22 protein-coding genes and 1 pseudogene are annotated in these 26686 nt (G+C 70.2%); 20 read left to right on the top strand and 3 right to left on the bottom strand.

The features are described from left to right. From ACZ6S4_RS19605 to ACZ6S4_RS19595, 3 genes are all read right to left on the bottom strand, one after another. Positions 1-240 (bottom strand): hypothetical protein (locus ACZ6S4_RS19605; RefSeq protein ID WP_465476294.1); only part of this gene is annotated, 240 nt, incomplete at its 3' end. Positions 241-427: 187 nt separating this feature from the next. Next, entirely contained in the window at positions 428-1258 is an 831-nt protein-coding gene (locus ACZ6S4_RS19600; protein WP_465476293.1) for an SWIM zinc finger family protein, read from the bottom strand. A 2-nt stretch (positions 1259-1260) separates the two neighbouring features. Further along, positions 1261-4335, bottom strand: a complete 3075-nt coding sequence (locus ACZ6S4_RS19595) for an SNF2-related protein (protein ID WP_465476292.1) — start codon at positions 4333-4335, stop codon at positions 1261-1263. 175 nt (positions 4336-4510) lie between these two features. On the opposite strand from ACZ6S4_RS19595, the gene ACZ6S4_RS19590 reads away from it, so the two are divergent. The 20 genes and pseudogenes from ACZ6S4_RS19590 to ACZ6S4_RS19495 form a co-directional block, all read left to right on the top strand. Beyond that, positions 4511-5266 carry a TetR/AcrR family transcriptional regulator gene (locus tag ACZ6S4_RS19590; protein WP_465476291.1) on the top strand — a complete coding sequence of 252 codons (756 nt, stop codon included), beginning with the start codon at positions 4511-4513 and terminating at the stop codon, positions 5264-5266. Between the two features lie 46 nt (positions 5267-5312). After that, complete coding sequence (gene mqnC, locus ACZ6S4_RS19585; protein WP_465476290.1) at positions 5313-6554, top strand: cyclic dehypoxanthinyl futalosine synthase; 1242 nt, start codon at positions 5313-5315, stop codon at positions 6552-6554. Positions 6555-6857: 303 nt separating this feature from the next. Then, positions 6858-7577, top strand: a complete 720-nt coding sequence (locus ACZ6S4_RS19580; protein ID WP_465476289.1) for a demethylmenaquinone methyltransferase — start codon at positions 6858-6860, stop codon at positions 7575-7577. Between the two features lie 52 nt (positions 7578-7629). Beyond that, a complete protein-coding gene (locus tag ACZ6S4_RS19575) occupies positions 7630-7911 on the top strand; it encodes a hypothetical protein (protein WP_465476288.1) in 282 nt (93 codons plus the stop codon). 87 nt (positions 7912-7998) lie between these two features. After that, entirely contained in the window at positions 7999-9297 is a 1299-nt protein-coding gene (locus tag ACZ6S4_RS19570) for a geranylgeranyl reductase family protein (RefSeq protein WP_465476287.1), read from the top strand. Between the two features lie 79 nt (positions 9298-9376). After that, the gene (locus ACZ6S4_RS19565; protein WP_023357563.1) at positions 9377-9742 is read left to right on the top strand and encodes an NADH-quinone oxidoreductase subunit A; all 366 of its coding nucleotides are present in this window, start codon (positions 9377-9379) and stop codon (positions 9740-9742) included. Positions 9743-9747: 5 nt separating this feature from the next. Further along, positions 9748-10419, top strand: coding sequence for a NuoB/complex I 20 kDa subunit family protein (locus ACZ6S4_RS19560; protein WP_465476286.1), 672 nt, complete (start codon positions 9748-9750; stop codon positions 10417-10419). Then, complete coding sequence (locus ACZ6S4_RS19555; protein ID WP_465476285.1) at positions 10416-11129, top strand: NADH-quinone oxidoreductase subunit C; 714 nt, start codon at positions 10416-10418, stop codon at positions 11127-11129. The genes ACZ6S4_RS19560 and ACZ6S4_RS19555 overlap by 4 nt, the downstream gene beginning before the upstream one ends. Next, positions 11126-12466: an NADH-quinone oxidoreductase subunit D gene (locus tag ACZ6S4_RS19550; RefSeq protein WP_360550891.1), complete on the top strand. Its 1341-nt coding sequence runs from the start codon at positions 11126-11128 to the stop codon at positions 12464-12466. Before ACZ6S4_RS19555 ends, ACZ6S4_RS19550 begins: the two co-directional genes overlap by 4 nt. Beyond that, positions 12467-13660, top strand: coding sequence for an NADH-quinone oxidoreductase subunit NuoE (gene nuoE / locus ACZ6S4_RS19545; protein WP_465476284.1), 1194 nt, complete (start codon positions 12467-12469; stop codon positions 13658-13660). Continuing rightward, the gene (gene nuoF / locus ACZ6S4_RS19540) at positions 13657-14973 is read left to right on the top strand and encodes an NADH-quinone oxidoreductase subunit NuoF (RefSeq protein WP_465476283.1); all 1317 of its coding nucleotides are present in this window, start codon (positions 13657-13659) and stop codon (positions 14971-14973) included. The genes nuoE and nuoF overlap by 4 nt, the downstream gene beginning before the upstream one ends. After that, positions 14973-17447 carry an NADH-quinone oxidoreductase subunit G gene (locus ACZ6S4_RS19535; RefSeq protein WP_465476282.1) on the top strand — a complete coding sequence of 825 codons (2475 nt, stop codon included), beginning with the start codon at positions 14973-14975 and terminating at the stop codon, positions 17445-17447. Before nuoF ends, ACZ6S4_RS19535 begins: the two co-directional genes overlap by 1 nt. After that, on the top strand, positions 17444-18832 hold the full coding sequence (gene nuoH, locus ACZ6S4_RS19530; protein ID WP_465476281.1) for an NADH-quinone oxidoreductase subunit NuoH: 1389 nt from the start codon (positions 17444-17446) through the stop codon (positions 18830-18832). Before ACZ6S4_RS19535 ends, nuoH begins: the two co-directional genes overlap by 4 nt. Before the next feature lies 1 nt (position 18833). After that, entirely contained in the window at positions 18834-19490 is a 657-nt protein-coding gene (gene nuoI, locus ACZ6S4_RS19525; RefSeq protein WP_465476280.1) for an NADH-quinone oxidoreductase subunit NuoI, read from the top strand. Continuing rightward, the gene (locus ACZ6S4_RS19520) at positions 19487-20260 is read left to right on the top strand and encodes an NADH-quinone oxidoreductase subunit J (protein ID WP_465476279.1); all 774 of its coding nucleotides are present in this window, start codon (positions 19487-19489) and stop codon (positions 20258-20260) included. Before nuoI ends, ACZ6S4_RS19520 begins: the two co-directional genes overlap by 4 nt. Further along, positions 20257-20556, top strand: coding sequence for an NADH-quinone oxidoreductase subunit NuoK (gene nuoK, locus ACZ6S4_RS19515; protein ID WP_203772979.1), 300 nt, complete (start codon positions 20257-20259; stop codon positions 20554-20556). The genes ACZ6S4_RS19520 and nuoK overlap by 4 nt, the downstream gene beginning before the upstream one ends. 12 nt (positions 20557-20568) lie before the next feature. Continuing rightward, positions 20569-22494, top strand: coding sequence for an NADH-quinone oxidoreductase subunit L (nuoL, locus tag ACZ6S4_RS19510; protein WP_465476278.1), 1926 nt, complete (start codon positions 20569-20571; stop codon positions 22492-22494). Continuing rightward, complete coding sequence (locus tag ACZ6S4_RS19505) at positions 22491-24029, top strand: NADH-quinone oxidoreductase subunit M (RefSeq protein ID WP_465476277.1); 1539 nt, start codon at positions 22491-22493, stop codon at positions 24027-24029. The genes nuoL and ACZ6S4_RS19505 overlap by 4 nt, the downstream gene beginning before the upstream one ends. A 2-nt stretch (positions 24030-24031) precedes the next feature. Continuing rightward, positions 24032-25564 (top strand): NADH-quinone oxidoreductase subunit NuoN, encoded by a 1533-nt coding sequence (gene nuoN / locus ACZ6S4_RS19500; RefSeq protein WP_465476276.1) that lies wholly within the window; start codon positions 24032-24034, stop codon positions 25562-25564. A gap of 858 nt (positions 25565-26422) precedes the next feature. Further along, positions 26423-26686, top strand: a pseudogene (locus tag ACZ6S4_RS19495) (hypothetical protein); the annotation flags it as partial.

The following is a 26686-nucleotide window of genomic DNA, read 5'->3' as shown; positions in this document are numbered from 1 at the left end:
CCATCGCGGCCATCCGGCCATCGCGGCCATCCGGCCATCGCGGCCATCCGGCCATCGCGGCCATCCGGCCATCGCGGCCATCCGGCCATCGCGGCCATCCGGCCATCGCGGCCACCGCGGCCACCCGGCCACCGCGGCCACCCCGGCCACCGCGGCCACCCCGGCCACCGCGGCCACCGCGGCCACCGCGGCCACCCCGGCCACCCCGGCCACCGCGGCCACCGCGGCCACCCCGGCCACCCGGCCACCCCGGCCACCCCGGCCACCGCGGCCACCCCGGCCACCGCGGCCACCCCGGCCACCGCGGCCACCGCGGGTCGGGCTAGGTCAAGGTGTCCTTGATGGGCCGTCGGGCCGCCGGCGGCGGGCGGGCCGATGTGGCCAGCGCGTTGCCGGCGACCCGGGACGATCCGGCCACCCCGCGAATCTATGTGGACGGTGGGTCGGCGAGATCGCGGTAGGCCGGGCGGAGGATGTCGACCAGCGGGATGTGGCGGACCCGGATCTGCGGGGCGTCCAGCACCCGCAGCAACAGCTCCGGCGGCACCGTCACCCGGCCCGGGCGCTCCCGCAGGCGGCTCAGCGAGATGGCCGGGGTGTAGAAGTCGGTCAGGCGCGTCTGCGGCTCGACCTCCTCCACCGCGAGCGGGTCGATGGTCTCGACCGGTTCGGGCAGGCCGCGCAGGGCGGTCAGCAGCTCGTCGCGGCCGCGTCCGCGCCAGGCCAGGACCAGGAACGGGTCGTCGTCGAAGGCCTCGGCCAGCACGTAGAGCACCGCGGACACGTGCTTGCACGGCGTGCCCCAGTCCGGGCACGAACAGCCCATCTCCAGTGTGGACGGGAACAGCGGCAGGTCCAGCTCGTCGAACAGGTCCACCAGCTCGTGCGGGATCTCGCCGGCCAGCAACGCCGCGCGATACAACGCCTGCGAGCCCAGCGCGGCGAGCACCCGTGTCCACTGTGCTTCGTCGTAGGCCGGGATGGCGATCGTCACCTCGTACGGCTGCGGTCGTGATCCCTGCACCCGTCCCGCGACCCGGCCGGGGGTGAGCTCGAAGTCGATGACCTGGCCCTTGCGCGCGTACGCACGTCCGCGAGCCAGCCGGCCCGGGTCGCAGGTGCGTTCCAGGATGTCGACGAAACGGCGTGACCACCACTGCTCGCCGATCTTGCCGCGTTTGGCGCGCACGGTGAGGCCGCCGTCCACCCGGATGGGCCCGGTGTTGTCGAACCAGCGTCCCTGCGGGTCCACGGGCATGGTCAGCTCACCGCCACCGGGTCGAGGGCGAACAGCTCGCGCAGCTGGTCGGTGTTGAGATCGGTCACCCAGTCCTCGCCCGTACCGACCACTGAGGACGCCAGGGCCTTCTTGCGCTCGATCATCGCGTCGATCTTCTCCTCGAGCGTGCCGGTGCAGATGAACTTGCGCACCTGGACGTTGCGCGACTGTCCAATACGGAACGCGCGGTCGGTGGCCTGGTCTTCGACTGCCGGGTTCCACCAGCGGTCCACGTGGATGACGTGGTTGGCGGCGGTCAGATTCAGGCCCGTGCCGGCCGCCTTGAGCGAGAGCAGGAACAGCATCGGCTCGGTGTCGTGCTGGAAACGCTCGACGAGCTCGTCCCGCCGCGCCTTCGACAGTCCACCGTGGAGCCACAGCACCGGCCGGTCGAGATGCGCGGCCAGGTACGGCTGGAGCATCGTCCCGAACTCCGAATACTGCGTGAAGACCAGTGCCTTGTCGCCGTCCTCGATGATCTCCTCGGTCAGTTCCTCCAAGCGGGCCAGCTTGCCGGAGCGACCGGGCAGCCGGGACCCGTCCTTGAGCAGGTGGGCGGGATGGTTGCAGACCTGCTTGAGCTTGGTCATCGCGGCGATCACGTTGCCCCGCCGCTGGATGCCCTCGCTGTTGTCGATGACGGCCATCATGTCCTCGACCACGGCCTGGTAGAGCGTCGCCTGCTCGGCCGTGAGCGTGCACCAGACCTTCATCTCGTTCTTCTCCGGCAGGTCGGAGATGATCGACTTGTCGGTCTTGAGCCGGCGCAGGACGAACGGGCCGGTGGCGCGCTTGAGCGCGGCGGTGGCATCGGCGTCGCCGCGCACCTCGATCGGCTCCTGGAAGCGGCGGCGGAACCGCTTCGCGGGCCCCAGCAGGCCGGGATTGCAGAACTCCATGATGGACCAGAGCTCGGCCAGGTGATTCTCCACCGGCGTGCCGGTCAGAGCCAGCCTCGTCCGGGCGGGGATGGCCCGCACCGCCTGAGCCTGCCGGGTGCCGCTGTTCTTGATCGCCTGGGCCTCGTCGCAGGCAATACGTCCCCATTGGACCTCGCGAAGCGCGCCGAGATCCCGCAGGGCGGTGCCGTAGGTGGTGATGACGAGATCGGCCGTGGAGACCACGGACCGGAAGTCGCCGTCGCGCTTGCGTGCCCCGCCGTGATGGACGTGCACCCGTAGGGAGGGCGCGAACCTGGCGGCTTCCTTCTGCCAGTTGCTGACCAGAGACATAGGACAGACCAGCAGAGTCGGCGCGACCGGCACATCCGGATCCACGCGCTCGGCGAGCAGCAGCGACAACGTCTGCGCCGTCTTGCCGAGGCCCATGTCGTCCGCGAGGATGCCGCCGAGGCCGAGCCGGGCCAGGAAGTGCAACCACGACAGCCCCCGCTCCTGGTACGGCCGCAGCGTCCCCTGGAACCCCGGCGGCGTCGGCACCGGCGTGAGCCGTTCGGCCGCCTGCCCGGAGATCAGGTCACCGAGCGCGCCGTCCGCGTCCACCTCGACCAGCGGCAGATCCTCCTCGCCGCCGTCGACCACCTGCTGCAGCACCTCGCCGGCGGTCAGCTCGCCCTCGCGGCGCTTGCCGACGGCTTTCAGAGCGGCCTTGAGCTGGCGATCGTCCAGCTCGACCCACTGCCCCCGGACCCGGACCAGCGGCACCTTGAGCCGGGCCAGCTCGGCCAGCTCCTCGGCGCTGACCGTGCCGTCGCCGATCACCAGGTCGATGCGGAAGTCGACCAGCTGCTCCAGGCCGAACCCGGAGTCGGCGGCGGCCTTGCCGGACGGCGTCTTGCTGCGGGTGCGGGTGGTCAGCTTGAGCCCGACCGCCTTGCGTCCGGCCCAGGCCGGGAGCTGCACGCCGAAGCCGGCGGCCTGCAGCAGGGGAGCGGCCTGCCGGAGGAAGTCGTGCGCCTCGCTCGTGTTCAGGGCCATGGCCGCCGGCCGGGCGTCCAGCAGGGCCTCGTGCAGCGCGGGGAACAGCCGGACCGCGCGGCCGAGCCCGGCGAGCAGCGTCTCGTCGGGATTGGCCGGCAGGCCGGGCATGCGGGTGCCGTTCCAGAGGTCGTCGGCGGGCAGGTAGAGACTCGGATCGTCGGCCGACTGCAGGGCGAAGTCGAGCGCCCAGTCGTCGGTGCCGGGCGCGGGCTCGGTCAGCCGGAAACTCACCCGGATCGGCCCGTTGGCGTCGTGCGCCGACCGCAACCAGCCGACGAGCGGCTTGGACAGCTCGGCGACGTCGGCCGGCTTCGCCCCCGGCAGGGAGGGGTCGGCGCCGGTCAGCGAGAAGAGCCACCGCTCCGCGAGCGCGGTCCTGGGGCCGGGCCGCAGCCCCAGCAGCATCCGCTCCGGCATCAGGGAGCGGGCGGCCGCATCCACCAGGACCTCGAGCGCGTCCCGCAACGTGCGGCCGACACCGCCGGTGGCACTGCTGTCGGCGTCGTCGGACGACCAGCCCACCGCGGCCGAGCGGCACACCGGCGGCATGGCCGCGGCGAAGTCGCGATAGCCGGCCGCGTCGGCACCGGTGAGCACCGGCCGCCAGCGACCGGCCGGCGTGCCTGACTCCACCACCAGCTGCGGCAGCATCCGCCCGCGACGAGCCATGTCACAGGCGTGCCCAGCGAGCACACACAGATAGCGCAGGGATGCCGCGGCGATCCAGGGCCCGTCCGGATCGGGCTCGGCCAGCGCTCCGAGGGCGGTCAGCGCCAGCTCGCCCGGCAGCACCAGCGCCGGTGTCTCCCAGGCCCCGAGCCGCAGACCCCGGCCGGGCGCCTCGCTGCCGGCCTCCGGCGACGGCAGCGGGCCCTTGGCCGTGCCGGGCAGCTGCAGGATCAGCTCCGTCTCGGCGGCCTTGGCCAGCGCGTCACGGACGTCGTCCGACGAGCCGGTCAACGCCGCGGCGAGGGCTCCGGCCGGCACCGCGAACGGATGGGGGCGGCGGCGAGCCCGGGAAGAGGTGGTCAGCGGGAGAGCGGGATCCTCGGCCCAGAGCGCGAGCCTCCCGGGCGCCGACTCCCCGGCGATCCACACGCCATGCACGACGAGCACTGCGACTCCGATTCCGATCGACCTGTCGAGGTTAACGACTGAGCTCTCTTGTGGCTCAGCTGCGCCCCGGCGAGGCGAAACGGAAGTGGTTGGATGACGAGACGTGCACTGGCCCTCCAGCTCGTTTAGTTGGACGCCGTATAAGATACGCCGTACAAGAAAGGAGTGCCACCCCGTGGGTGAGGCGCGACGCACCATCGACCTGCTCTGGTTCGACGAGCCGGCGAGCCGGCGAGGGCGCAAGAAGGGCCTGACCGTCGCCCAGGTCGTCGACGCCGCCATCACGCTCGCCGACGACGAGGGGCTCGACGCGGTGAGTATGCGGCGGGTGGCCCAGGAGCTGGGCGTCGTGCCGATGACGCTGTACACCTACGTGCCGGACAAGGCCGCCCTGCTCGACCTGATGCTCGACGCCGTCTACCTGCGGATGTCGCGGGAAGGCAGCGCGGACGCGTCCTGGCGGGGGCGGCTGGCGGCGGTGGCGGAGGACAACAGGCTGCTCTACGCGCAGCACCCGTGGGCGGCGGGCATCTCGCAGAGCCGGCCGCCGCTGGGCCCCGGCCTGATGGCGAAATACGAGTACGAGCTGCGGGCCTTCGACGGCACCGGGCTCGACGACGTGGAGACCGATTCCGCCCTGACGTTCCTGCTCGGTTTCGTGCGGGCCTCCGCCCGGGCCGCTGCGGACGCGCAGGCCGCAGCCGAGCGCAGCGCGCGCAGTGATCAGGAGTGGTGGGCCGAGAGCGGCCCGCTGCTGGCGAAGGTCTTCGATCCGGACGCCTACCCGACGGCCGTGCGGGTCGGCGCCGCGGCGGGCGCCGAGCTGGGTGCCGCCTTCGACCCCGGCCATGCGTACGCGTTCGGCCTCGAACGGGTCCTGGACGGCCTCGGTGTGCTGATCGAGCGCCGCGGCAGCGAGGTGGGTCAGTGACCGACGCCGCTGACGACTGCCGGATCCGGGACGTAGGCTTCGGGACGTGACGGCGAACCCGGAGATCGACAGCATCCTGCAGCGTGGGGCCGACGGTGGGCGGATCACGCCCGAGGAGGCGCAGCTGCTCTACACCGAAGCGCCCTTCCACGCCCTCGGCGAGGCGGCTGACGCGGTCCGGCGCCGGCGCCACCCGGACGGGATCGTCACCTACCTGATCGATCGCAACATCAACTACACCAACGTCTGCGTCACGGCCTGCAAGTTCTGCGCCTTCTACCGGGCGCCGAAGCACGCCGAGGGCTGGTCGCACCCGATGGAGGAGATCCTGCACCGGTGCGGCGAGGCGGTCGAGCTCGGCGCGACCCAGGTCATGCTCCAGGGCGGCCACCACCCGGACTACGGCGTGGAGTATTACGAGAATCTCTTCGCCTCGGTCAAGCAGGCCTATCCGCAGCTGGCCATCCACTCGATCGGCCCCAGCGAGATCCTGCACATGGCCAAGGTCTCCGGCGTCTCCATCGAGGAGGCGGTGCTGCGGATCAAGGCCGCCGGCCTCGACTCCATCGCGGGTGCCGGCGCGGAGATGCTGCCCGACCGGCCGCGCAAGGCGATCGCGCCGCTCAAGGAGTCCGGCGCGCGCTGGCTCGAGGTCATGGCGGTCGCGCACCGCAACGGCCTCAGTTCCACGGCCACGATGATGATGGGCACCGGCGAGACCAACGCCGAGCGCATCGAGCACATCCGGATGATCCGCGACGTGCAGGACCTCGCCGTGGCCAACGGCTACGTGGACTCGGCCGTCGAGGCCGAGGGCAGCGTGGGCGGCTTCCGCGCGTTCATCCCGTGGACGTACCAGGCGGAGAACAACCACCTCAAGGGCCGCACCCAGGCCACCACGATGGAATACCTGCGGTTCATCGCGGTCTCCCGGCTCTTCTTCGACAACATCGCCCACCTGCAGGCGTCCTGGCTGACCACCGGCAAGGACGTCGGCCAGCTCTCGCTGCACCTGGGCGTCGACGACCTGGGCTCGATCATGCTGGAGGAGAACGTGATCTCCTCGGCGGGTGCCCGGCACCGGTCGAATCTGCACGAGCTGATCTGGATGATCCGCACGGCGGGCCGGGTCCCGGCGCAGCGCGACACCCTCTACCGGCACCTCGCGGTGCACGCGACCGAGGCCGACGACCCGACGGACGAGCGCGTGGTGTCGCACTTCTCGTCGATCGCGATGCCCGGCGGCGGCGCCGGCCGCACCGAGCTGCCGCTCGTCGAGGCCCGATAGCTTCCCGAGACCTGGGGGCCCCCGCGCTGAGGGGTGTCGATGGGCCGGATGACCGGGGCCACCGGCCGATCGGCCAGGTGCGCCTCGGCGAAGCGGTGAGGGGCTGATTGCTCCTCGGTAACGAGCCGCGTGTGTCTCTGGTCCGGCGCGTTCGTGCTGGTTACGTTGCCTGCGTAACACCGCAACACTGAAGCGTCGCCACGACTCATGACCGTCGGCGGCGGGGTCGGACCCGACCGATGGCGGTCGTATATATAACGCAAGAGGCACGGGCGGGATGGGTCACCATCCCGCCCGTTCTGTATGCGGACCTGGCAGGATCCAGACGTGACGCGCGCAGATCTGGACAAGCAGCCGCACGAGGTCGCCGAGATGTTCGACGGTGTGGCCGAGCGGTACGACCTCACCAACACGGTGCTCTCCTTCGGCCAGGACCGCGGCTGGCGCCGGGCCACCCGGGCCGCCCTGGGTCTGCGGCCGGGGGAGCGGGTCCTCGACGTCGGCGCGGGCACCGGGGTGTCGACCGAGGAGTTGGGCCGCTCAGGGGCGTACGCGGTCGGTGCTGATCTCTCCACCGGGATGTTGCGGGCCGGTCGAGCCGCCGGCCGGGCTGTGCCACTGGTCGCCGGGGACGCGCTCAAGCTGCCGTTTCCCGACGAGACGTTCGACGCGGTGACGATCTCCTTCGCCTTGCGCAACGTCGTCGACACCGGCGCGGCGCTGCGGGAGCTGGGCCGGGTCACCCGGCCGGGCGGGCGCCTGGTGGTGTGCGAGTTCAGCCACCCGACCAACGCGGCTTTCCGCACCGTCTATTTGTCGTACCTGATGCGCAGCCTGCCCACCGTGGCCCGCGGCGTGTCGAGCAACCCGGAGGCGTACGTCTATCTGGCCGAGTCGATCCGCGCCTGGCCGGACCAGTCCGGGCTGGCCGCCCGCATCGCGGGCGCGGGCCCGTGGGCGCGGGTCGGGTGGCGCAACCTCACCGGTGGGGTTGTTGCCCTGCACCGGGCCACGAAGATCTGAAAAATGAGCGTTTGCCCGATTGTCGCCGTTCCGGGGTGTTTGACTCGCAGGCATGACGACAATCGACTGCCTGGTCGACGACTCGGACATCGACGTCCCGATCGACGACCGTGACGAGGGCGAGCGCCGGGCCCTGGAGCTGGCGCATCGTATCCGGTTGGTGGCGGTGCGGGACCCGGAACAGGCGCAGCGGTTGGTGGATGAGCTGATCGTCGCGCTCGATGCCGCGATGGGCGGTACGTTTTCGGAGCACCTGGACGGAGCCGCCCGCGAGGTCCTGCAGCGGGCTCTCGCAAGAAGCCGGAACAGTTCCGAAACAGTTAGGGTTCCCTAACCCCTATCCGCTTCGATGGCCGTCTTAGACTCCGACTGGGCTGGCTTGTGAACTGTTTCACGAGCCCGCGCTTGACGGAGGTGAGCCGTGAACGACCTCGCTGTCTCAGGAGGAACCGTCGCCGACGAGGCCGACGTGATCGTGGTCGGGGCTGGGCCGGGCGGCTCCGCCGCGGCGTACCACATGGCGCGCCACGGCCTGCGCGTCCTGCTGCTGGAGAAGACCGAGTTCCCGCGCGAGAAGGTCTGCGGTGACGGCCTCACTCCACGCGCGACCCGCCAGCTGATCCGGATGGGTGTGGACACCTCCGAGAAGGCCGGCTGGCTGCACAACCGCGGCCTGCGGGTGATCGGTGGCGGCGTCCGCCTCGAGCTGGACTGGCCGGAGCTCGCGAGCTTCCCCAACTACGGTCTCGTGCGCACCCGCCTCGACTTCGACGACATGCTGGCCAAGCGCGCGGTGGAAGCCGGCGCCCTGCTGCGCACCGGGGTCACCGTCACCGGCCCGGTGCTCGACGCCGACGGCCGCGCCATCGGTGTCGAGGCCAAGGCCGGCCCCGGTATGGAACCCGTCCAGTATCGCGCCCCGCTGGTGATCGCGGCGGACGGCGTGTCCGGCAAGTTCCCGCTCGCGATGGGGCTGGCCAAGCGCGACGACCGCCCGCTCGGCGTGGCCGTCCGGCGCTACTACCAGTCCCCGGTGCGCGCGGACGACGACTACCTGGAGTCCTGGCTGGAGCTGCGCAGCGCTCAGGACCGCGACCGGCTGCTGCCGGGCTACGGCTGGATCTTCGGCCTGGGTGACGGCCGGGTCAATGTGGGCCTGGGCATCCTCAACTCCTCCAGCGCCTTCGGTAAGACCAACTACCGCGCCATGCTCACCGACTGGCTGAACACCACGCCCGAGGAGTGGGGCATGCGCGGCGAGGACAACGCCGACGGCCCGGTCCTCGGGGCCGCGCTGCCGATGGGCTTCAACCGGGTGCCGCACTACACGCGCGGCGTCATGCTGGTCGGCGACTCCGGTGGCATGGTCAACCCCATGAACGGCGAAGGCATCGCGTACGCGATGGAGTCCGGCGAGCTGGCCGCGGAGGTGGCCGTCCAGGCCCTCGCGCGCCCCGCGGGCGCCGACCGTGAGCGTGCCCTGCAGGCCTACCCGTCGGAGTTGAAGATCCGATTCGGGGGGTACTACCGCCTGGGCGGGGTCTTCGTGAAGCTCATCGGCAACCCGCAGATCATGCGGATCGCCACCAAGCACGGCATGCCGCACCCGACCCTGATGCGGTTCGTGCTCAAGCTGCTGGCGAACCTGACAGACCCCCGGGACGGCGACGCCATGGACCGGATCATCAACGGCTTGACGAAGGTCGCACCGGCGGTATGAGAGACAAGGGCACCCCGGTCGACAAGACGCCAAAGCGGATTAATAGTGTGAAGCGGCTAACAGTCGAGCAGGAGACGGTATGACGCTCAATCCCTACGTACCGATCGTCGGGCTGCTGATCCTCGGTGCGCTCTTCGCCCTGTTCTCGGTGTCGATCGCGCCGATCGTGGGTCCGAAGCGCTACAACCGGGCCAAGCTCGAGGCGTACGAGTGCGGCATCGAGCCGGCTCCCCAGCCCATCGGTGGCGGTCGCTTCCCGGTCAAGTTCTACTTGACCGCGATGCTGTTCATCATCTTCGACATCGAGACCATTTTCCTCTACCCGTGGGCGGTGTCCTTCGAGGCGCTCGGCCTGTTCGGCTTCGTCGAGATGGTCCTCTTCATCGTCACTGTCTTCATCGCCTACACGTACGTGTGGCGACGCGGCGGATTGAACTGGGACTGATTGACATGGGAATCGAAGAGAAGCTGCCCAGCGGCATTCTGCTGACCTCGGTGGAGAAGCTCTCCAACTGGGCCCGCAAGTCGTCGTTCTGGGGCGCCACCTTCGGCCTCGCCTGCTGCGCCATCGAGATGATGGCCGCCGGCGGACCGCACTACGACCTCGGCCGCTGGGGCATGGAGGTCTTCCGGGCCTCGCCGCGACAGGCCGACCTGATGATCGTGGCCGGCCGGGTGAGCCAGAAGATGGCCCCCGTCGTGCGCCAGATCTACGACCAGATGCCCGAGCCGCGCTCGGTCATCTCGATGGGCGTCTGCGCGTCGTCCGGGGGCATGTTCAACAACTACGCGATCGTGCAGGGCGTGGACCACATCGTCCCGGTCGACGTCTACCTGCCCGGCTGCCCGCCGCGGCCCGAGATGCTGATCGACGCGATCCTCAAGATGCGCGAGAAGGTCATGGCCGCCCCGCTCGGCCCGAACGGCCGCAAGATGCTCGAGGCGCGCCGGGCCGAGGGCAAGCTGCCGATCGTCGCCCCGGGCGCGATGCCCTCGTCGTACCGGGTGGACAAGGTCCGCCGGGCCGAGTGGACGCAGGCCGTCAAGGAAGGCCGCGAGGAGCAGTTGCGCATCGAGAACTGGATGAAGCTGCAGCCGCACCTTCGGGAGGGTGGCAAGTGACCAACGAGTCCGACGGCGGCGTACCCGCCACTCAGCCTGTCGGCGCGGACATCGACGCTCCGGCCCAGATCCCGCCCAGTCCCGACAAGGGCATGTTCGGGGTCAAGGGCACCGGCGACGTGTCCGGCTTCGGCGGTCTGGCCCGCCGCCGGCCGACCACGGCCGACACCCCGCGCCCGTTCGGCGGCTACTTCGACGAGATCCACGACGCGCTGGAGGAGGCCTACCCGGGCTTCGCCGACGCGATCGAGAAGGTCGTCGTCGACCGTGGCGAGCTGACCCTGCACATCAAGGCCGAGCGGATCGCCGAGGTCTGCCAGATCATGCGCGACGACGAGTCGCTGCGCTTCGAGCTGTGCTCCTCGGTGGACGCGGTCGACTACCTGGGCAGCGACAACCGCCGCTTCCACGTCTCCTACCAGCTCACCTCCATGACGTACCGCCGCCGGGTCCGCCTGGAGGCGGCCGTCGCCGAGGGCGTCAGCCTGCCGAGCGTGACCAGCGTGTACCCCACTGCCGACTGGCAGGAGCGGGAGATCTACGACATGTTCGGTGTCGTCTTCGACGGCCACCCCAACCTCACCCGGATCCTGATGCCGGATGACTGGGAAGGCCACCCGCAGCGCAAGGACTATCCGCTCGGCGGCGTGCCCGTCGAGTACAAGGGCGCCGAAATTCCGCCGCCGGACCAGCGGAGGGTCTACCAATGACAAGCCAGACGACCAGCGGAGCCGGGTACGCCACCGAGCGCGAGACCACCGAGGGCCGGGTCTTCAACGTCACCGGTGGCGACTGGGACACCATCACCGGTGGCATCGATCCGCTCAGCAACGAGAAGATCGTCGTCAACATGGGCCCGCAGCACCCGTCGACGCACGGCGTGCTGCGGCTGGTGCTGGAGCTCGAGGGTGAGACCGTCACCCAGGTCCGCCCGGTCGTCGGTTACCTGCACACCGGCATCGAGAAGAACCTCGAGTACCGCAACTGGACCCAGGGCACGACCTTCGTGACCCGGATGGACTACCTGGCGCCGCTGTTCAACGAGACCGGCTACTGCCTCGCGGTCGAGAAGCTGCTCGGCATCACCGACGACATCACCGAGCGGGCGAACACGATTCGGGTGCTCTTCATGGAGCTCAACCGGATCTCGTCGCACCTGGTGTGGATCGCCACCACGGGCATGGAGCTCGGCGCGATCTCGATGATGCTGTACGGCTTCCGCGAGCGTGAGTACATCCTCGACATCTTCGAGGAGACCTCCGGCCTGCGGATGAACCACGCGTACATCCGCCCGGGCGGGGTCGCGCAGGACGTGCCGGACTCGGCGATCCGCAAGATCCGGGACCTGCTCGTCTACCTGCCCAAGAAGCTCAAGGAATACGAGGCCATGCTCTCCGGCCAGGTCATCTGGCAGGAGCGCACCCAGGGCGTCGCCGTCCTCGACGTGACGGGCTGCCTGTCGCTGGGCGTCACCGGCCCGGTGCTGCGCTCGGCCGGCCTGGCCTGGGACCTGCGCAAGACCATGCCGTACTGCGGGTACGAGAACTACGAGTTCGACGTGCCGACCGCGACCACCGCCGACGTCTGGGGCCGCTACCTGGTCCGGATGGCGGAGATCCGGGAGTCGCTGAAGATCGTCGAGCAGGCGCTGGACCGGCTCAAGCCCGGCCCGGTGATGATCGCGGACAAGAAGATCGCCTGGCCGGCCCAGCTGGCCGTGGGCGTCGACGGCATGGGCAACTCGCTCGAGCACGTCGCCAAGATCATGGGTCAGTCGATGGAGTCGCTGATCCACCACTTCAAGCTCGTGACCGAGGGCTTCCGGGTGCCGCCCGGCCAGGTCTACGTCGGCATCGAGCACCCGCGCGGTGAGCTGGGTGTGCACGCCGTCTCCGACGGTGGCACCCACCCCTACCGGGTGCACTACCGCGATCCGAGCTTCGTGAATCTCCAGGCCATCCCCGCGATGGCCGAGGGTGCGCTGCTGGCCGATGTCATCGCCGGCGGCGCCTCCCTGGACCCCGTGATGGGTGGGTGTGACCGCTAAATGTCCGATGTGACTGTGGACTTCTCCCCGGCGGCCGCGCCGCTGGCCGAGAAGCTCCTGGAGCCGGCGCGCGAGATCCTCGCGCGCTACCCGGCGGGTCGTGAGCGTTCGGCGCTGCTCCCGCTGCTGCACCTGGTGCAGACCGAGGAGGGCTTCGTCAGCCCCAACGGCGTCGCCTTCTGCGCCGAGATCCTGGGCATCAACAAGGCCCAGGTCGGCGCGGTGGCGACCTTCTACACCATGTACAAGCGCAAGCCCACCGGCGAATACCTGGTCAGCGTCTGCACCAACACGCTGTGCAACGTGCTCGGCGGCCAGGAGATCTACGACGGTCTGGTCGAGCACCTCGGGGTCGGGCACGACCAGACCACGGCCGACGGCAAGATCACGCTGGAGCACGCCGAGTGTCTCGCGGCCTGCGACTACGCGCCGGTCGTGACGGTCAACTACGACTTCGCGGTGGACAACAGCACGCCGCAGGCGGCGGTCGAGCTGGTCGAGCAACTGCGCAAGGGGGAGCGGCCGATGCCGTCCCGCGGCGCGCGGATCTGCTCGCTCAAGGAGATGCAGTTCCAGCTGGCCGGCTTCGCCGACGAGCGCGAGGGCGCGGTCGCCGACGGTCCGGCCGGGGCGCCCACCCTGCGCGGCGTGACCCTGGCCCAGGAGCACGGCGTCGCGGTGGCGAACTTCAACATCGACACCCCGATCACCACCACCAAGCCGGCCCGCGACGAGTCCGCCAAGGCCGTCAAGGACCCCGGCCCGGTCTCCGCCGCCAAGCCGGCGGAGGAGAAGCACGGCGGCCTCATCGCCAATGTGGCCTCCAAGGTCAAGGCCGCGGCGGCCACTGTGGTCGACAAGGTCGAGCACCGCAAGGCCGGTGCCCCGGTCAAGGCCGGCGACGACAAGGACCCGGAGACGCGGGCCGCCGAAGCGCGCAACCCCACCGGCGACACCCCGGCCCCGGACGCGACCAGCGCCGGGCTGCCGAACCAGACGCCGGCTCCGACCAACGCGGCCGAGGCGGCCGGTGCGGCGAAGAACGAGGTAGCCGGCGACGGCAAGCCGGCCGGTGACACCGAGCGCGGCGAGAGCATCGTCAGCGAGGGCACCGCCGCCCAGAAGCAGCCGGCCACCACGAACGACAACCCCGGCTGGCAGAACGCTCCGCGCGGCAACGAGGAGAAGAAGTGACTCAGCCCCGGCGTGAGGTTCTTCAGAAGCTCACCCCCGTCCTCACCAAGCGCTGGCTCTCGCCGGACGCCTGGCAGATCGACACGTACGAGCGGCTCGACGGTTACGCCGCCGTCCGCAAGGCGCTGGACGTCCACCCCGACGACCTGATCCAGCTCATCAAGGACTCCGGCCTGCGCGGCCGCGGCGGCGCCGGCTTCCCGACCGGTCTCAAGTGGGGCTTCATCCCGCAGGGCGACGGCAAGCCGCACTACCTCGTCATCAACGCCGACGAGGGCGAGCCCGGCACCTGCAAGGACCTGCCGCTGATGACGTACGACCCGCACTCGCTCGTGGAAGGCGCGATCATCGCGGCGTACGCGATCCGGGCCAGCCGGGCGTTCATCTACATCCGCGGTGAGGCCGTGCACGCCACCCGCCGGCTGCGCAACGCGGTCAAGGAGGCCTACGCCAAGGGCTACCTCGGCGAGAACATCCTCGGCTCCGGGTTCGACCTCGACCTCGTCGTGCACAGCGGCGCGGGGGCGTACATCTGCGGCGAGGAGACGGCGCTGCTGGACTCGCTCGAGGGCTTCCGCGGCCAGCCCCGGCTGCGCCCGCCGTTCCCCGCGGTCGCCGGCCTGTACGCGAGCCCGACGGTGGTCAACAACGTCGGCACCATCGCGTCGGTGCCGTACATCGTGCTGGGCGGCGCGGACTGGTGGAAGAGCATGGGCACGGAGAAGTCGTCCGGCCCGATGATCTACTCGCTCTCCGGCCGGATCGCCAACCCGGGCCAGTACGAGTGCGGCCTGGGCATCACCCTGCGCGAGCTGATCGAGCTGGCCGGCGGTATGAAGCCCGGCCACAACCTGAAGTTCTGGACGCCGGGCGGCTCCTCGACGCCGCTGCTGACGGCCGACCACATCGACACCCCGATGGACTTCGAGGGAGTGGCCGCGGCGGGCTCGATCCTGGGCACCACGGCGATGCAGATCTTCTCCGACCAGGACTGCCCGGTGTACGCGACCTGGCGCTGGCTCGAGTTCTACCACCACGAGTCCTGCGGCAAGTGCACCCCGTGCCGCGAGGGCAACTACTGGATGGTCCGCACGTACCGCCGGATCCTCTCCGGTCAGGGCACCCACCAGGACCTGGACACCCTCCAGGACACCGCCGACAACATCTTCGGCCGCTCCTTCTGCGGCCTCGGGGACGGCGCCGCGACGCCGGTCATGTCGACGCTGAAGTTCTTCCGCCAGGACTACCTGGACTACATCGAGGGCCGGACCGCTCCGCGGCTGTCCGAGAAGGCCCTGGTAGGAGCGCACTGATGACCGATGTCGCCAAGAAGACCGACGAGGTCACCCTGACCATCGACGGCGTGGAGGTGACCGCCGCCAAGGGCGAGCTGGTCATCCGGGTCGCCGAGCGGATGGGCATCGCGATCCCGCGGTTCTGCGACCACCCGCTGCTGGCCCCGGCCGGCGCCTGCCGCCAGTGTCTGGTCGAGGTGGAGGGCCAGCGCAAGCCGGTCGCCTCCTGCACCCAGACGGTGGCCGAGGGCATGGTGGTCAAGACCCAGCTCAGCTCCCCGGTCGCCGCCAAGGCCCAGGGCGGCGTGATGGAGCTGCTGCTCGCCAACCACCCGCTCGACTGCCCGACCTGCGACAAGGGCGGCGAGTGCCCCCTGCAGAACCAGGCGATGTCGAACGGCCGCGTCGACTCGCGCTTCCACGAGCACAAGCGCGAGTACGAGAAGCCGATCCACATCTCCAGCCAGGTGCTGCTGGACCGGGAGCGCTGCATCCTGTGCCAGCGCTGCACCCGCTTCTCCGAGGAGATCGCCGGCGACAAGTTCATCGACCTGATGGACCGCTCGTCCGGCGAGCAGATCAACGTCTACCGCGACGACTTCTTCGGCGGCGAGGGCACCGGCGACGGCCAGGTCGGCGAGGGCGAGGGCGACGTCGCCTTCAACTCCTACTTCTCCGGCAACACCATCCAGATCTGCCCGGTCGGCGCGCTGACCGGCGAGCAGTACAGGTTCCGGGCCCGCCCGTTCGACCTGGTCTCCTCGCCGACCGCCTGCGAGCACTGCGCCGCCGGCTGCTCGATGCGGGCCGACCACCGCCGGGGCAAGGTGCTGCGGCGCCTGGCCGGCGACGACCCGGCGGTCAACGAGGAGTGGAACTGCGACAAGGGCCGGTGGGGCTTCCGCTACACCACCGGCTACGACCGCATCACCACCCCGATGCTGCGCGACGCCAAGACCGGCCAGCTGCGTGAGGCCTCCTGGAGCGAGGCGCTGCTGGCCGCGGCCGAGGGGCTGCAGGCTGCCAAGGGTCGCGGCGTCGGCGTGCTGACCGGTGGCCGCCTCACGGTCGAGGACGCGTACGCGTACGCGAAGTTCGCCCGGGTCGCGCTCGGCACCAACGACATCGACTTCCGGGCCCGCCCGCTGTCCGGCGAAGAGGCCGACTTCCTGGCCTCCTCCGTCGCGGGCGTCACGGACGTCACCTACGAGGACGTCGAGAACGCGCCCGCCGCGGTCATCGTCGGGCTCGAGCCCGAGGAGGAGTGCCCGATCCTCTTCCTGCGGCTGCGTAAGGGCCACGGGAAGAAGAAGCTCAAGGTCACGGCCGTGGCGCCGTACCTCAGCCGGGGTTTCGAGAAGCTCGGCGCGACGCTCGTCGCGGCCGTGCCCGGTGACGAGGCCCGGCTGCTCGGCACCGACGCGACCGTGAGTGCCGCACTCGCCGTGCCCGGCGCTCTGCTGATCGTCGGCGAGCGGCTCGCGAGCGTGCCCGGTGGTCTCTCGGCCGCCGCCGCGCTGGCCGCCCGCACCGGCGCCCGGCTCGCCTGGGTGCCGCGGCGGGCGGGCGACCGTGGCGCGGTCGACGCCGGCTGCCTGCCCAACCTGCTGCCCGGCGGCCGTCCGGTCACCGACGCGGGTGCCCGCGGCGAGCTCGCCGCGGCCTGGGACGTCGAGGCCGGCGCGCTGCCCGGCACGGTCGGACGCGACACGGACGCGATCGTCGCGGCTGCCGCCGACGGCACCCTGGGCGCCCTGCTGGTCGCCGGCGTGGACCCGGCCGACCTGGCCGACCCGCGGCTGGCCGACCAGGCCCTCGACGCGGTTCCCTTCCTGGTCAGCCTGGAGCTGCGGCAGAGCGCGGTCACCCGCCGCGCCGACGTCGTGCTGCCGATCGCCCCGGCGGCCGAGAAGCCCGGCACCTTCATGGACTGGGAGGGCCGGCTGCGGACCTTCGACGCCGTGCTGAACACCACCGCGATGACCGACGGCCGGGTGCTCGAAGCCATCGCCGCCCTCATGGATGTCACGCTCGGCACCGGCGACGTCGCTGCCATCCGCCGCGAGCTGGGCAGCATGCCCGCGAGCCGCGCCGACCGCCCGGCAGTGCCGGCCGTCGCCGCTGCCGCGCTGCCGCAGGTCGGGGACCAGGAGGCGGTTCTGGCGTCCTGGCACCACCTGATCGACCTCGGCTCGATGCTCGACGGCGACGAGGTGCTGGCCGGCACGGCCCGTACCCCGGTGGTCCGGCTGGGCAAGGGTCTGGCCGAGGCGCTCGGGGTGGCCGACGGTGACGCCGTCACGGTCGGCACCGACCGCGGCGCGATCACTCTGCCGGCGGCGATCACCGACCTGCCCGCGCAGGTGGTGTGGCTGCCCACGAACTCGCCGGGCTCGACGCTGCGTCGCAGCCTCGGCGTCACCTCGGGTGCGGTGGTCCGGCTGAGCGCCGGCAAGCCTGGCCCGATCCTGGCTCAGGGAGCTACCGCATGAATTCGCTGATCATCGCGAAGGCGCAGGACCCGACCCTGGCGACGTTCGAGAACGACGTCTGGTGGATCGTCCTGATCAAGCTGCTGGGTGTCTTCGTCATCCTGCTGCTGCTGACGCTTTTCACGATCAACTACGAGCGCAAGGTCGTGGCCCGGATGGCGGTCCGGCCGGGCCCCAACCAGGTCGGGCCCAAGGGCTGGCTGCAGAGCCTCACGGACGGCGTCAAGCTGCCGTTCAAGGAGGAGATCATCCCGAAGACCGCCGACAAGGTGGTGTACTTCATCGCCCCGGTGATCTCGGCGACGGTGGCGTTCACCGCGTTCTCGGTCATCCCCTTCGGGCCGGTCGTCTCGATGTTCGGCCACAAGACGGCGCTGCAGCTCACCGACGTACCGGTCTCCGTGCTGGTGCTGCTGGCCTGCTCGTCGATGGCCGTCTACGGCGTGGTGCTGGCCGGCTGGGCGTCCGGTTCGACGTATCCGCTGCTCGGCGGGCTGCGGTCGAGTGCGCAGATGATCTCGTACGAGGTCGCGATGGGCCTGAGCATCGTGGCGGTCTTCATGACCGCGGGCACCATGAGCACCTCGCAGATCGTCGCCGCCCAGGCGGGTAACAACCCCACCACGGCGTTCGACATCTTCGGCTGGAGCCCGACCGCGCCGAGCTGGTACGCGGTCCTGCTGCTGCCCAGCTTCGTCATCTACTGCATCGCGGCGGTCGGCGAGACCAACCGGGCCCCGTTCGACCTGCCCGAGGCGGAGTCCGAGCTGGTCGGCGGCTTCCACACCGAGTACTCGTCGTTCAAGTTCGCGCTGTTCTTCCTGGCCGAGTACATCAACATGATCACCGTCTCGGCGTTCGCCACCACGCTGTTCCTCGGCGGCTGGCGCGCCCCGTGGCCGATCAGCTGGTGGGAGGGCGCCAACTCCGGCTGGTTCCCGCTGATCTGGTGGCTCGGCAAGGTGCTGCTGCTGCTGTTCGGCTTCATCTGGCTGCGGGCCACCCTGCCCCGGATGCGCTACGACCAGTTCATGCGCTTCGGCTGGAAGGTCCTGATCCCGGTCAACCTGGTCTGGATCCTGTTCCTGGCCGGCGTCCGGGTGACCAACGACCGGATCGACGGCGGCGCCCGCTGGCTCGTCTACCTGGCCGCGGCGGTGGTGGTGCTCGGCATCGCGCTGCTCTGGCCGGCCAGCAAGAAGCCCCGCGAGTTCTCCATCGAGGAACAGCTGGCCGCCCGGCCCCCGGGCAGCTTCCCGGTTCCGCCGATGGACCTCCAGGTGCCACCCAGCCCACGGGCCCGCCGGGCGGTCGCCGAACGGCAGCCGGCCACGGTCGGCGGCACCACGCCCGCCCCGGACGACACGTCAGACAAGGAGGTGTGACGTGGGAACGTTCACCGGCTCGTTCAAGGGCTTCGGGGTGACCTTCGCGCACATGTTCCGCAAGGTCATCACCACCGACTACCCGTTCACACCGCCGACGCCGGCGCCGCGCTACCACGGGCGGCACATCCTCAACCGGCACCCGGACGGCCTGGAGAAGTGCATCGGCTGCGAGCTGTGCGCCTGGGCCTGCCCGGCGGACGCGATCTACGTCGAGGGTGGCGACAACACCGAGGAGCAGCGGTTCTCGCCCGGTGAGCGGTACGCCAGCATCTACCAGATCAACTACGCCCGCTGCATCTTCTGCGGACTGTGCATCGAGGCCTGCCCGACCCGTTCGCTGACCATGAGCAACGAGTACGAGCTGGCCCGCGACAGCCGCCAGGACCTGATCTTCACCAAGGAAGACCTCCTGATGCCACTGCTGCCCGGCATGGAGCAGCCGCCGCACCCCATGCGGCTGGGCGACACCGACAAGGACTACTACCTCGGTGCCCTGACCAACCCGGGCACCTCGGCCGGCGCCGAGCGGGCGCCGTGGTCGGACGCGGGCACCGATGACGCGGCGACCGTCGGCAAGACCGGCGGCCGTCCGGAAACGGCCGGGACCCTGCGCCGGCAGGACGCCGGGGACCAGCCCGCGGAGGTGAAGCGATGATCGAGTACGCAGCCGCGGCGGCCGGCCAGGTCTCCACCGGTGAGGCCTGGGGCTTCTGGATCCTGGGCTCGTTGGCCGTCATCGGCGCCCTGGGCATGGTCATCGCGCGCAACGCCGTGCACTCGGCCCTCTGGCTGGTCCTGACCATGCTCTGCCTGGGCTTCATCTACGTGATCAACCAGGCGCCGTTCCTGGGCGCGGTGCAGATCATCGTCTACACCGGCGCGATCATGATGCTGTTCCTGTTCGTGCTGATGCTGGTCGGCCGGGACGCCTCGGACTCCCTGATCGAGACCCTGCGGGGGCAGCGCATCGCGGCCATCCTGCTCGGCGTCGCCTTCGGGGTGCTCGTCGCGACCGGGCTGGCCCGCTCGCTCGGCGGCACCGAGGTCGTCGGCCTGGCCGAGGCGAACAGCGCCTCCGGCGGCAACGTGCAGGGCATCGCGCGCCTGCTGTTCACCAAGTACGTCTTCGCCTTCGAGGTCACCTCCGCGCTGCTGATCACCGCGGCGGTCGGTGCCATGGTGCTCGCGCACGTCGAGCGGGCCAAGGGCGACATCGCCGACCAGGTCACGCGCATGAAGGCGCGCTTCCGGCCGGGCTCGTACCCGGGCGCCAAGGCGGGCCCGGGCGTCTACGCGAACACCATGTCGGTTGCCGCGCCGGCCCGGCTGCCGGACGGCAACGGCTCCGAGCGCAGCATCTCGGCGATCCTCCCGGTGCGTGAGCTGACCGCCGAGGAGATCGCACCGAAGGGGACTGAGAAGTGACTCCCGACTACTACCTCGTACTGGCGGCGATCCTTTTCACCATCGGTGCCGCCGGTGTGCTGGTCCGCCGCAACGCGATCGTGCTGTTCATGTGCATCGAGCTGATGCTGAACGCCGCGAACCTCGCGCTGGTGACCTTCAGCCGGATCAACGGCACGCTCGACGGTCAGATCATCTCGTTCTTCGTGATGGTGGTCGCGGCGGCCGAGGTCGTCATCGGGCTGGCCATCATCATGTCGATCTTCCGGACGCGGCGCTCGGCCAGCGTCGACGACGCCAACCTCCTCAAGTACTAAAGGGGCCTTCACGTGGAACAGACAGTGGAGTATGCCCACGCGACGGGGCTGCTGAGCGGAATCTGGCTGCTGGTGGCCATTCCGCTCGCCAGCGCCACGGTCCTGCTGTTGCTGGGCAGGAAGGCCGACAAGTGGGGACACTGGCTCGGCGTCGCGGCGGTCGCCGTGACGTTCGTCCTGGGCTTGTCGATGTTCTTCAGCCTGGCCGGGCTGGACGCGGAGGCCCGCTCGGCGGAGCAGAGCCTGTGGGACTTCATCGTGGTCGGCGGACTGCACGTGGACTTCGGGTTGCTCTTCGACCCGCTGTCCGGCGTCTTCGTCCTGCTGATCACCGGGGTCGGCTCGTTGATCCACCTGTACGCGGTGGGCTACATGGAGCACGACGAGGGGCGGCGGAAGTTCTTCGCCTACTTCAACCTCTTCGTCGCCGCGATGCTGCTGCTGGTCCTGGGCAACAACTACGTGATGCTCTACTTCGGCTGGGAGGGCGTCGGTCTGGCGTCGTACCTGCTGATCTCCTTCTGGTACACCCGGCCGTCGGCGGCCACCGCCGGCAAGAAGGCCTTCCTGATGAACCGGGTCGGCGACGCCGGCCTGGCCATCGGCATCTTCCTGATGTTCGCCACGCTGGGCACCACCCAGTACGACGAGGTCTTCAACGGCGTCGGCGCGCTCTCCGGCGCGACCATCCTGGTGCTGGGCATCCTGCTGCTGCTCGGCGCGGCCGGTAAGTCCGGCCAGTTCCCGCTGCAGGCCTGGCTCCCCGACGCGATGGAGGGCCCGACCCCGGTCTCCGCCCTGATCCACGCGGCGACGATGGTCACCGCCGGCGTCTACCTGATCGCCCGGTCCAACCCGATCTTCTCGGCGAACACCACGCTGCAGACGATCGTGGTCAGCGTCGGCGCGCTCACCCTGCTGATGGGCTGCATCATCGGCGCGGCCAAGGACGACATCAAGCGCGTCCTGGCCTGGTCCACGGTGAGCCAGATCGGCTACATGTTCCTCGGCGTCGGGCTGGGCGGCGGGGCGTACGCCCTGGCGATCATCCACCTGCTCGCGCACGGCTTCTTCAAGGCCAACATGTTCCTCGGCGCCGGTTCGGTCATGCACGGCATGCACGACCAGGTCGACATCCGGCGCTTCGGTGGCCTGCACAAGTACATGAAGTGGACCTGGCTGACCTTCATGATGGGCTGGCTCGCCATCATCGGCATCCCGCCGCTGTCCGGCTACTTCTCCAAGGAGCCGATCATCGCGGCGGCCTTCGAGCGCGGCGACTGGACCTCCTGGCTGTACGGCATGGCCGCCCTGCTCGGCGCGGGTCTGACCGCGTTCTACATGACGCGCCTGTTCGTGCTGACCTTCCACGGCCCGGAGCGGTACACCGAGGACAACAAGCACCCGCACGAGTCGCCGTTCATCATGACCGTGCCGCTGATGCTGCTGGCCGTGGGCTCGATCGGGGCCGGCTTCCTGATGGCCAGCAGCGTGCCGGACTGGCTGGAGCCGACCTTCGGCGCCGAGGCCGTGGAGCACCACGCGGTCATGCCGCACTGGTTGATCACGGTGCTGTCGCTGCTTGTCACGGTGCTGGGCGCGGGTCTGGCCTGGGCGTTGTTCCGCAACGGCACGGCCAAGGAGGAGCAGCCGGCCGGCGTGCTCGTCACCGCGGCCCGCCGCAACCTCTACACCGACGCCTTCAACGAGGCGGTCTTCGAGCGGCCCGGCATCTACCTCACCCGCGCGTTGGTCTTCCTCGACAACAAGGGCATCGACGGCGCGGTCAACGGCCTCGCGGCCGCGGTCGGCGGCAGCTCGGGTCGCCTGCGCCGGCTGCAGACCGGTTTCGTCCGCTCGTACGCGTTGTCCATGCTCACCGGCGTAGTCCTGGTCGTCGGTGCCTTCCTCGCAATCCAGTTGGGATGGTTGGCGTGACCGACTTTCCGTTCCTGTCCATCCTGACGCTCTTCCCCCTGGTGGGGGCGGCGGTGGTGGCCTTCATCCCGAAGACCAGGGGCCAACTGGCCAAGACGATCGCCCTGGGCTGGTCGCTGGCGGTGCTCGCGCTGAGCATCGTCATGTGGATCGTGTTCGAGGCGGGCGGCGACCGCTTCCAGTTCCGCGAGTCCTACCAGTGGATCCCCACCTGGGACGCACGCTTCACGTTCGCGGCCGACGGCATCGCGCTGGTGATGCTCATGCTGATCGCGATCCTGGTGCCGGTGGTCATCCTGGCCTCCTGGAACGACATCGACGAGACCCAGCGGTCGGTGCCGGTCTACTTCGCGCTGCTGTTGGCCCTCGAGTGCACGATGATCGGCGTCTTCGCGGCCGCCGACGTGTTCCTGTTCTACGTGTTCTTCGAGGTCATGCTCGTGCCGATGTACTTCATCATCGGTTCGTTCGGCGGCGCCCGGCGGCAGTACGCGGCCGTCAAGTTCTTTCTGTACTCGCTGGTCGGCGGTCTGTTCATGCTGGCCGCCGTGATCGGCCTGTGGGTCGTCGGCGGGCACACGTTCGACTGGCAGAAGCTGAGCGACGTCTCGGCGGCGTTCGACACCAACACCGCCCGCTGGCTGTTCCTGGGCTTCTTCATCGCGTTCGCGGTCAAGGCGCCGTTCTTCCCGTTCCACACCTGGCTGCCCGACGCCGGTGTCGCCGCTCCGGCGCCCGCCGCCGCGCTGCTGGTCGGTGTGCTGGACAAGGTCGGCACGTTCGGCATCCTGCGCTACTGCCTCTCGCTGTTCCCGGAGGCGTCGCGTTGGTTCGCCCCGGCGGCGCTGATCCTCGGCGTCATCGGGATCATCTACGCCGCACTGCTCGCGGTCGGCCAGCATGATCTGAAGCGGCTGGTGTCGTACACGTCGATCGCCCACTTCGGCTTCATCGGCATCGGCATCTTCGCCTTCACCACCCAGGCCGGCACCGGCGCGGTGCTGTACATGGTCAACCACGGCCTGGCCACCGGCCTGCTGTTCCTGGTGGTCGGCATGCTCGTGGCCCGCCGTGGCTCGGCGCTGGTCAGCGACTTCGGCGGGGCCGGCAAGCTGGTCCCGGTGCTGGCCGGTGTCCTGTTCTTCGCCGGTCTGGCGTCGCTGGCCCTGCCCGGCACAGCCCCGTTCGTCAGCGAGTTCCTGGTGCTGATCGGCACGTTCACGGTGCACAAGGTGTACGCGGTGATCGCCACCGTCGGCATCATCCTCGCCGCCGCGTACGTGCTGTGGATGGTGCAGCGCACCACGCAGGGCACGCTCAACCCGATGCTGGTCGCGGTCCCGGCGATGCACAAGGACATCAGCCTGCGCGAGAAGGTCGTGGTCGCGCCGCTGATCGTGCTGCTGCTGGTGCTCGGCTTCTACCCGAAGCCGGTCACCGATGTGATCAACCCGGCGGTCGAGGCCACCATGCAGGACATGGGCACGACCGACCCGGCGCCGACGGCGGTCGCAAACGGAAAGGTGGCGCCGTAGCCATGGAGGACCTCCAACTACCCGCGATCAACTACGGCGCCCTGGCGCCGATGCTGATCCTCTTCGGAGCGGCCTGCCTCGGCATCCTGCTCGAAGCGGCGCTGCCGCGCGGCCGGCGCAACGGCGTCCAGCTGACCCTCGCCCTGGTGTCGCTGGTCGCCGCGCTCGTCGCGGTGATCCTCGTCCGGAACACCCGCACCGTCACCATCGGCGGCGCGGTGGCGATCGACGGCCCGACCCTGTTCCTGCAGGGCAGCATCCTGCTGCTCGGCGTGGTGTCGATGCTGCTGATCGGTGAGCGCGCGGTCGAGAACGGCGGCGCGTTCGTGTCGCAGGCGGCGCTCACCGTCGGTTCCGAGAAGGACCTGCGGCAGGCGGGCAGCGAACCCGGCAACACCGAGGTCTACCCGCTGACGATTTTCTCGCTGGGCGGCATGCTGCTGTTCGTGGCGGCGAACGACCTGCTGACGATGTTCGTCGCGCTCGAGGTCCTGTCCCTGCCGCTGTACCTGCTGTGCGCGCTGGCCCGGCGTCGCCGCCTGCTCAGCCAGGAAGCGGCCCTGAAGTACTTCCTGCTCGGCTCGTACGCGTCGGCGTTCTTCCTGTTCGGCGTGGCCCTGATCTACGGCTTCGCCGGCGCGGTCGACCTGGCGTCGATCCACGCGGCGGTCGCCGACCCGGTCCGCAACGAGGTGCTGCTCTTCGGCGGCCTCGGCCTGGTGGCCATCGGCCTGCTCTTCAAGAGCGCGGCGGCGCCGTTCCACGTGTGGACGCCCGACGTGTACCAGGGCGCACCCACCCCGATCACGGCGCTGATGGCGGCCTGCACCAAGGTCGCGGCCTTCGGCGCCCTGCTGCGCATCCTCTACGTCGCCTTCGACGGGGTCCGCTGGGACTTCCAGCCGGTCCTCGGCGTGATCGCGATCCTGACGATGCTGACGGGCGCGATCCTGGCGGTCACCCAGACCGACATGAAGCGGCTGCTGGCGTACTCGTCGATCGCCAACGCGGGCTACCTGCTGGTGGGCGTCCTGGCGCTCAACAAGGAGGGCCTGTCGAGCACGATGTTCTACCTGGTGGCGTACGGCTTCTCGGTGCTGGCGGCATTCGGCATCGTCTCGCTGGTGCGCGACGCGGACGGCGAGGCGACCCACCTGTCCCGCTGGGCGGGCCTGGGCCGCCGCAACCCGCTCTACGCGGGCGCCTTCTCGTTCATCATGCTGGCCTTCGCGGGCATCCCCCTGACCAGCGGCTTCACGAGCAAGTTCGCGGTCTTCGGCGCAGCGATCGAAGGCGGCCAGACCTGGCTGGTCATCGTCGGCGTGATCACGAGCATGGTGCTGGCGTTCCCGTACCTGCGCGTGATCGTGATGATGTGGCTGTCCGAGCCGGGCGAAAGCACCCCGACGGTGTCGATCCCGGGCTTCCTGACCTCAGCGGCGCTGGTGATCGGCGTGATCGTGACGCTGGCGCTCGGCGTGATCCCGGCGCCGCTGCTCGACCTGACCAACGACGCGGCTCAATTCGTCCGATAGCGAGCGAATTGTCGGTGGCGGCCCCGGTCGGATTCGTTCCGGCCGGGGCTGCTTGCTGTCCGCTGTCTGCGGATCAAGATCAAGAGCTTGATGTCGTGCCTGGTTGCATGGCACCGGACGTAGCTCCCGCCGAGACCGGGCGGGGCCACCCAATCGCCTGGCGGCTCATGACCGGGCGGCCCCACCCTGCCAGCTCCGTGCTCCAAGACAACCCCCGACGCCGGCTTCGGCCGGGTTACACGGCGCTCGTCAACGGATCTTGGCTGGTCGTCACGGTGCCGACCGCACTCGCGTGAGGTCGTGCCGCGGAGTGGTCTGCGACGTTCTCGGTTGGGATGCGCGACTGCAGAATGCAGTGGGGGATCGCCGGAGGAGCCCTGAAGACGACAGCGCGCTGACGCCCGCTTGGCCGGGTTGTCGGAACGGCTGCCCTCCCTCGCGAGGCATTCTTGCGGCCTGGTTGCCTCACGGCTGGTCGCCCGTATGCGCTTGGACAAAGCAGCCCTGCAAGTCCGCGGGTCGCCTCACCGCCCGGGCCGTCTAGCGCCCGGGCCGTCTCGTGCCCGGGCCGTCTCGTGCCCGGGCCGTCTCGTGCCCGGGCCGTCTCGTGCCCGGGCCGTCTCGTGCCGCTTACCCGAGTGCCGCCAGGCCCGCAGGTGCCGCAGCGATCCGGCTTTGCCCGTGGTTCTCCACCACGAGCGCCCGGAGGTCGCGTCCGGCGGCCTTGGCGGCGAACGCGATGGCCCGTCGCAGACGTCGGCGTTGCACGCCGCGCCGTCTCGTGTTCGCGGCGTCCCCGCGCCTGCCCGATCCCGCGCCCATGCCGTCCCCGCGTCCGTGGTGTCCCGCCCAGATGCCGTGCCTGCGCCCACGCGGTCCCGAGCCCCCGCTGCCCCACGCGGTCCCGGGACCCCGCTGCCCGGGCTGCCCGCGCTGCCCGCGCTGCTCGCGCTGCCCGCGCTGCTCGCGCTGCCCGCGCTGCCCGCGCTGCCCGCCCATGCCGTCCCGCGTCCGCACGGTCCCATCCAGATGCCGTGCCCGCGCCCACGCGGTCCCGGACCCCGCTGCCCACGCGGTCCCGGGACGCCGCTGCCCGCGCTGCCCGCGCTGCCCGCGCTTCCC

It is taken from the genome of Actinoplanes sp. NPDC051405 (genome assembly GCF_055586185.1).
The sequence above is the reverse complement of the archived record's forward strand: the minus strand, read 5'-3'. Positions and strand labels throughout refer to the sequence as shown.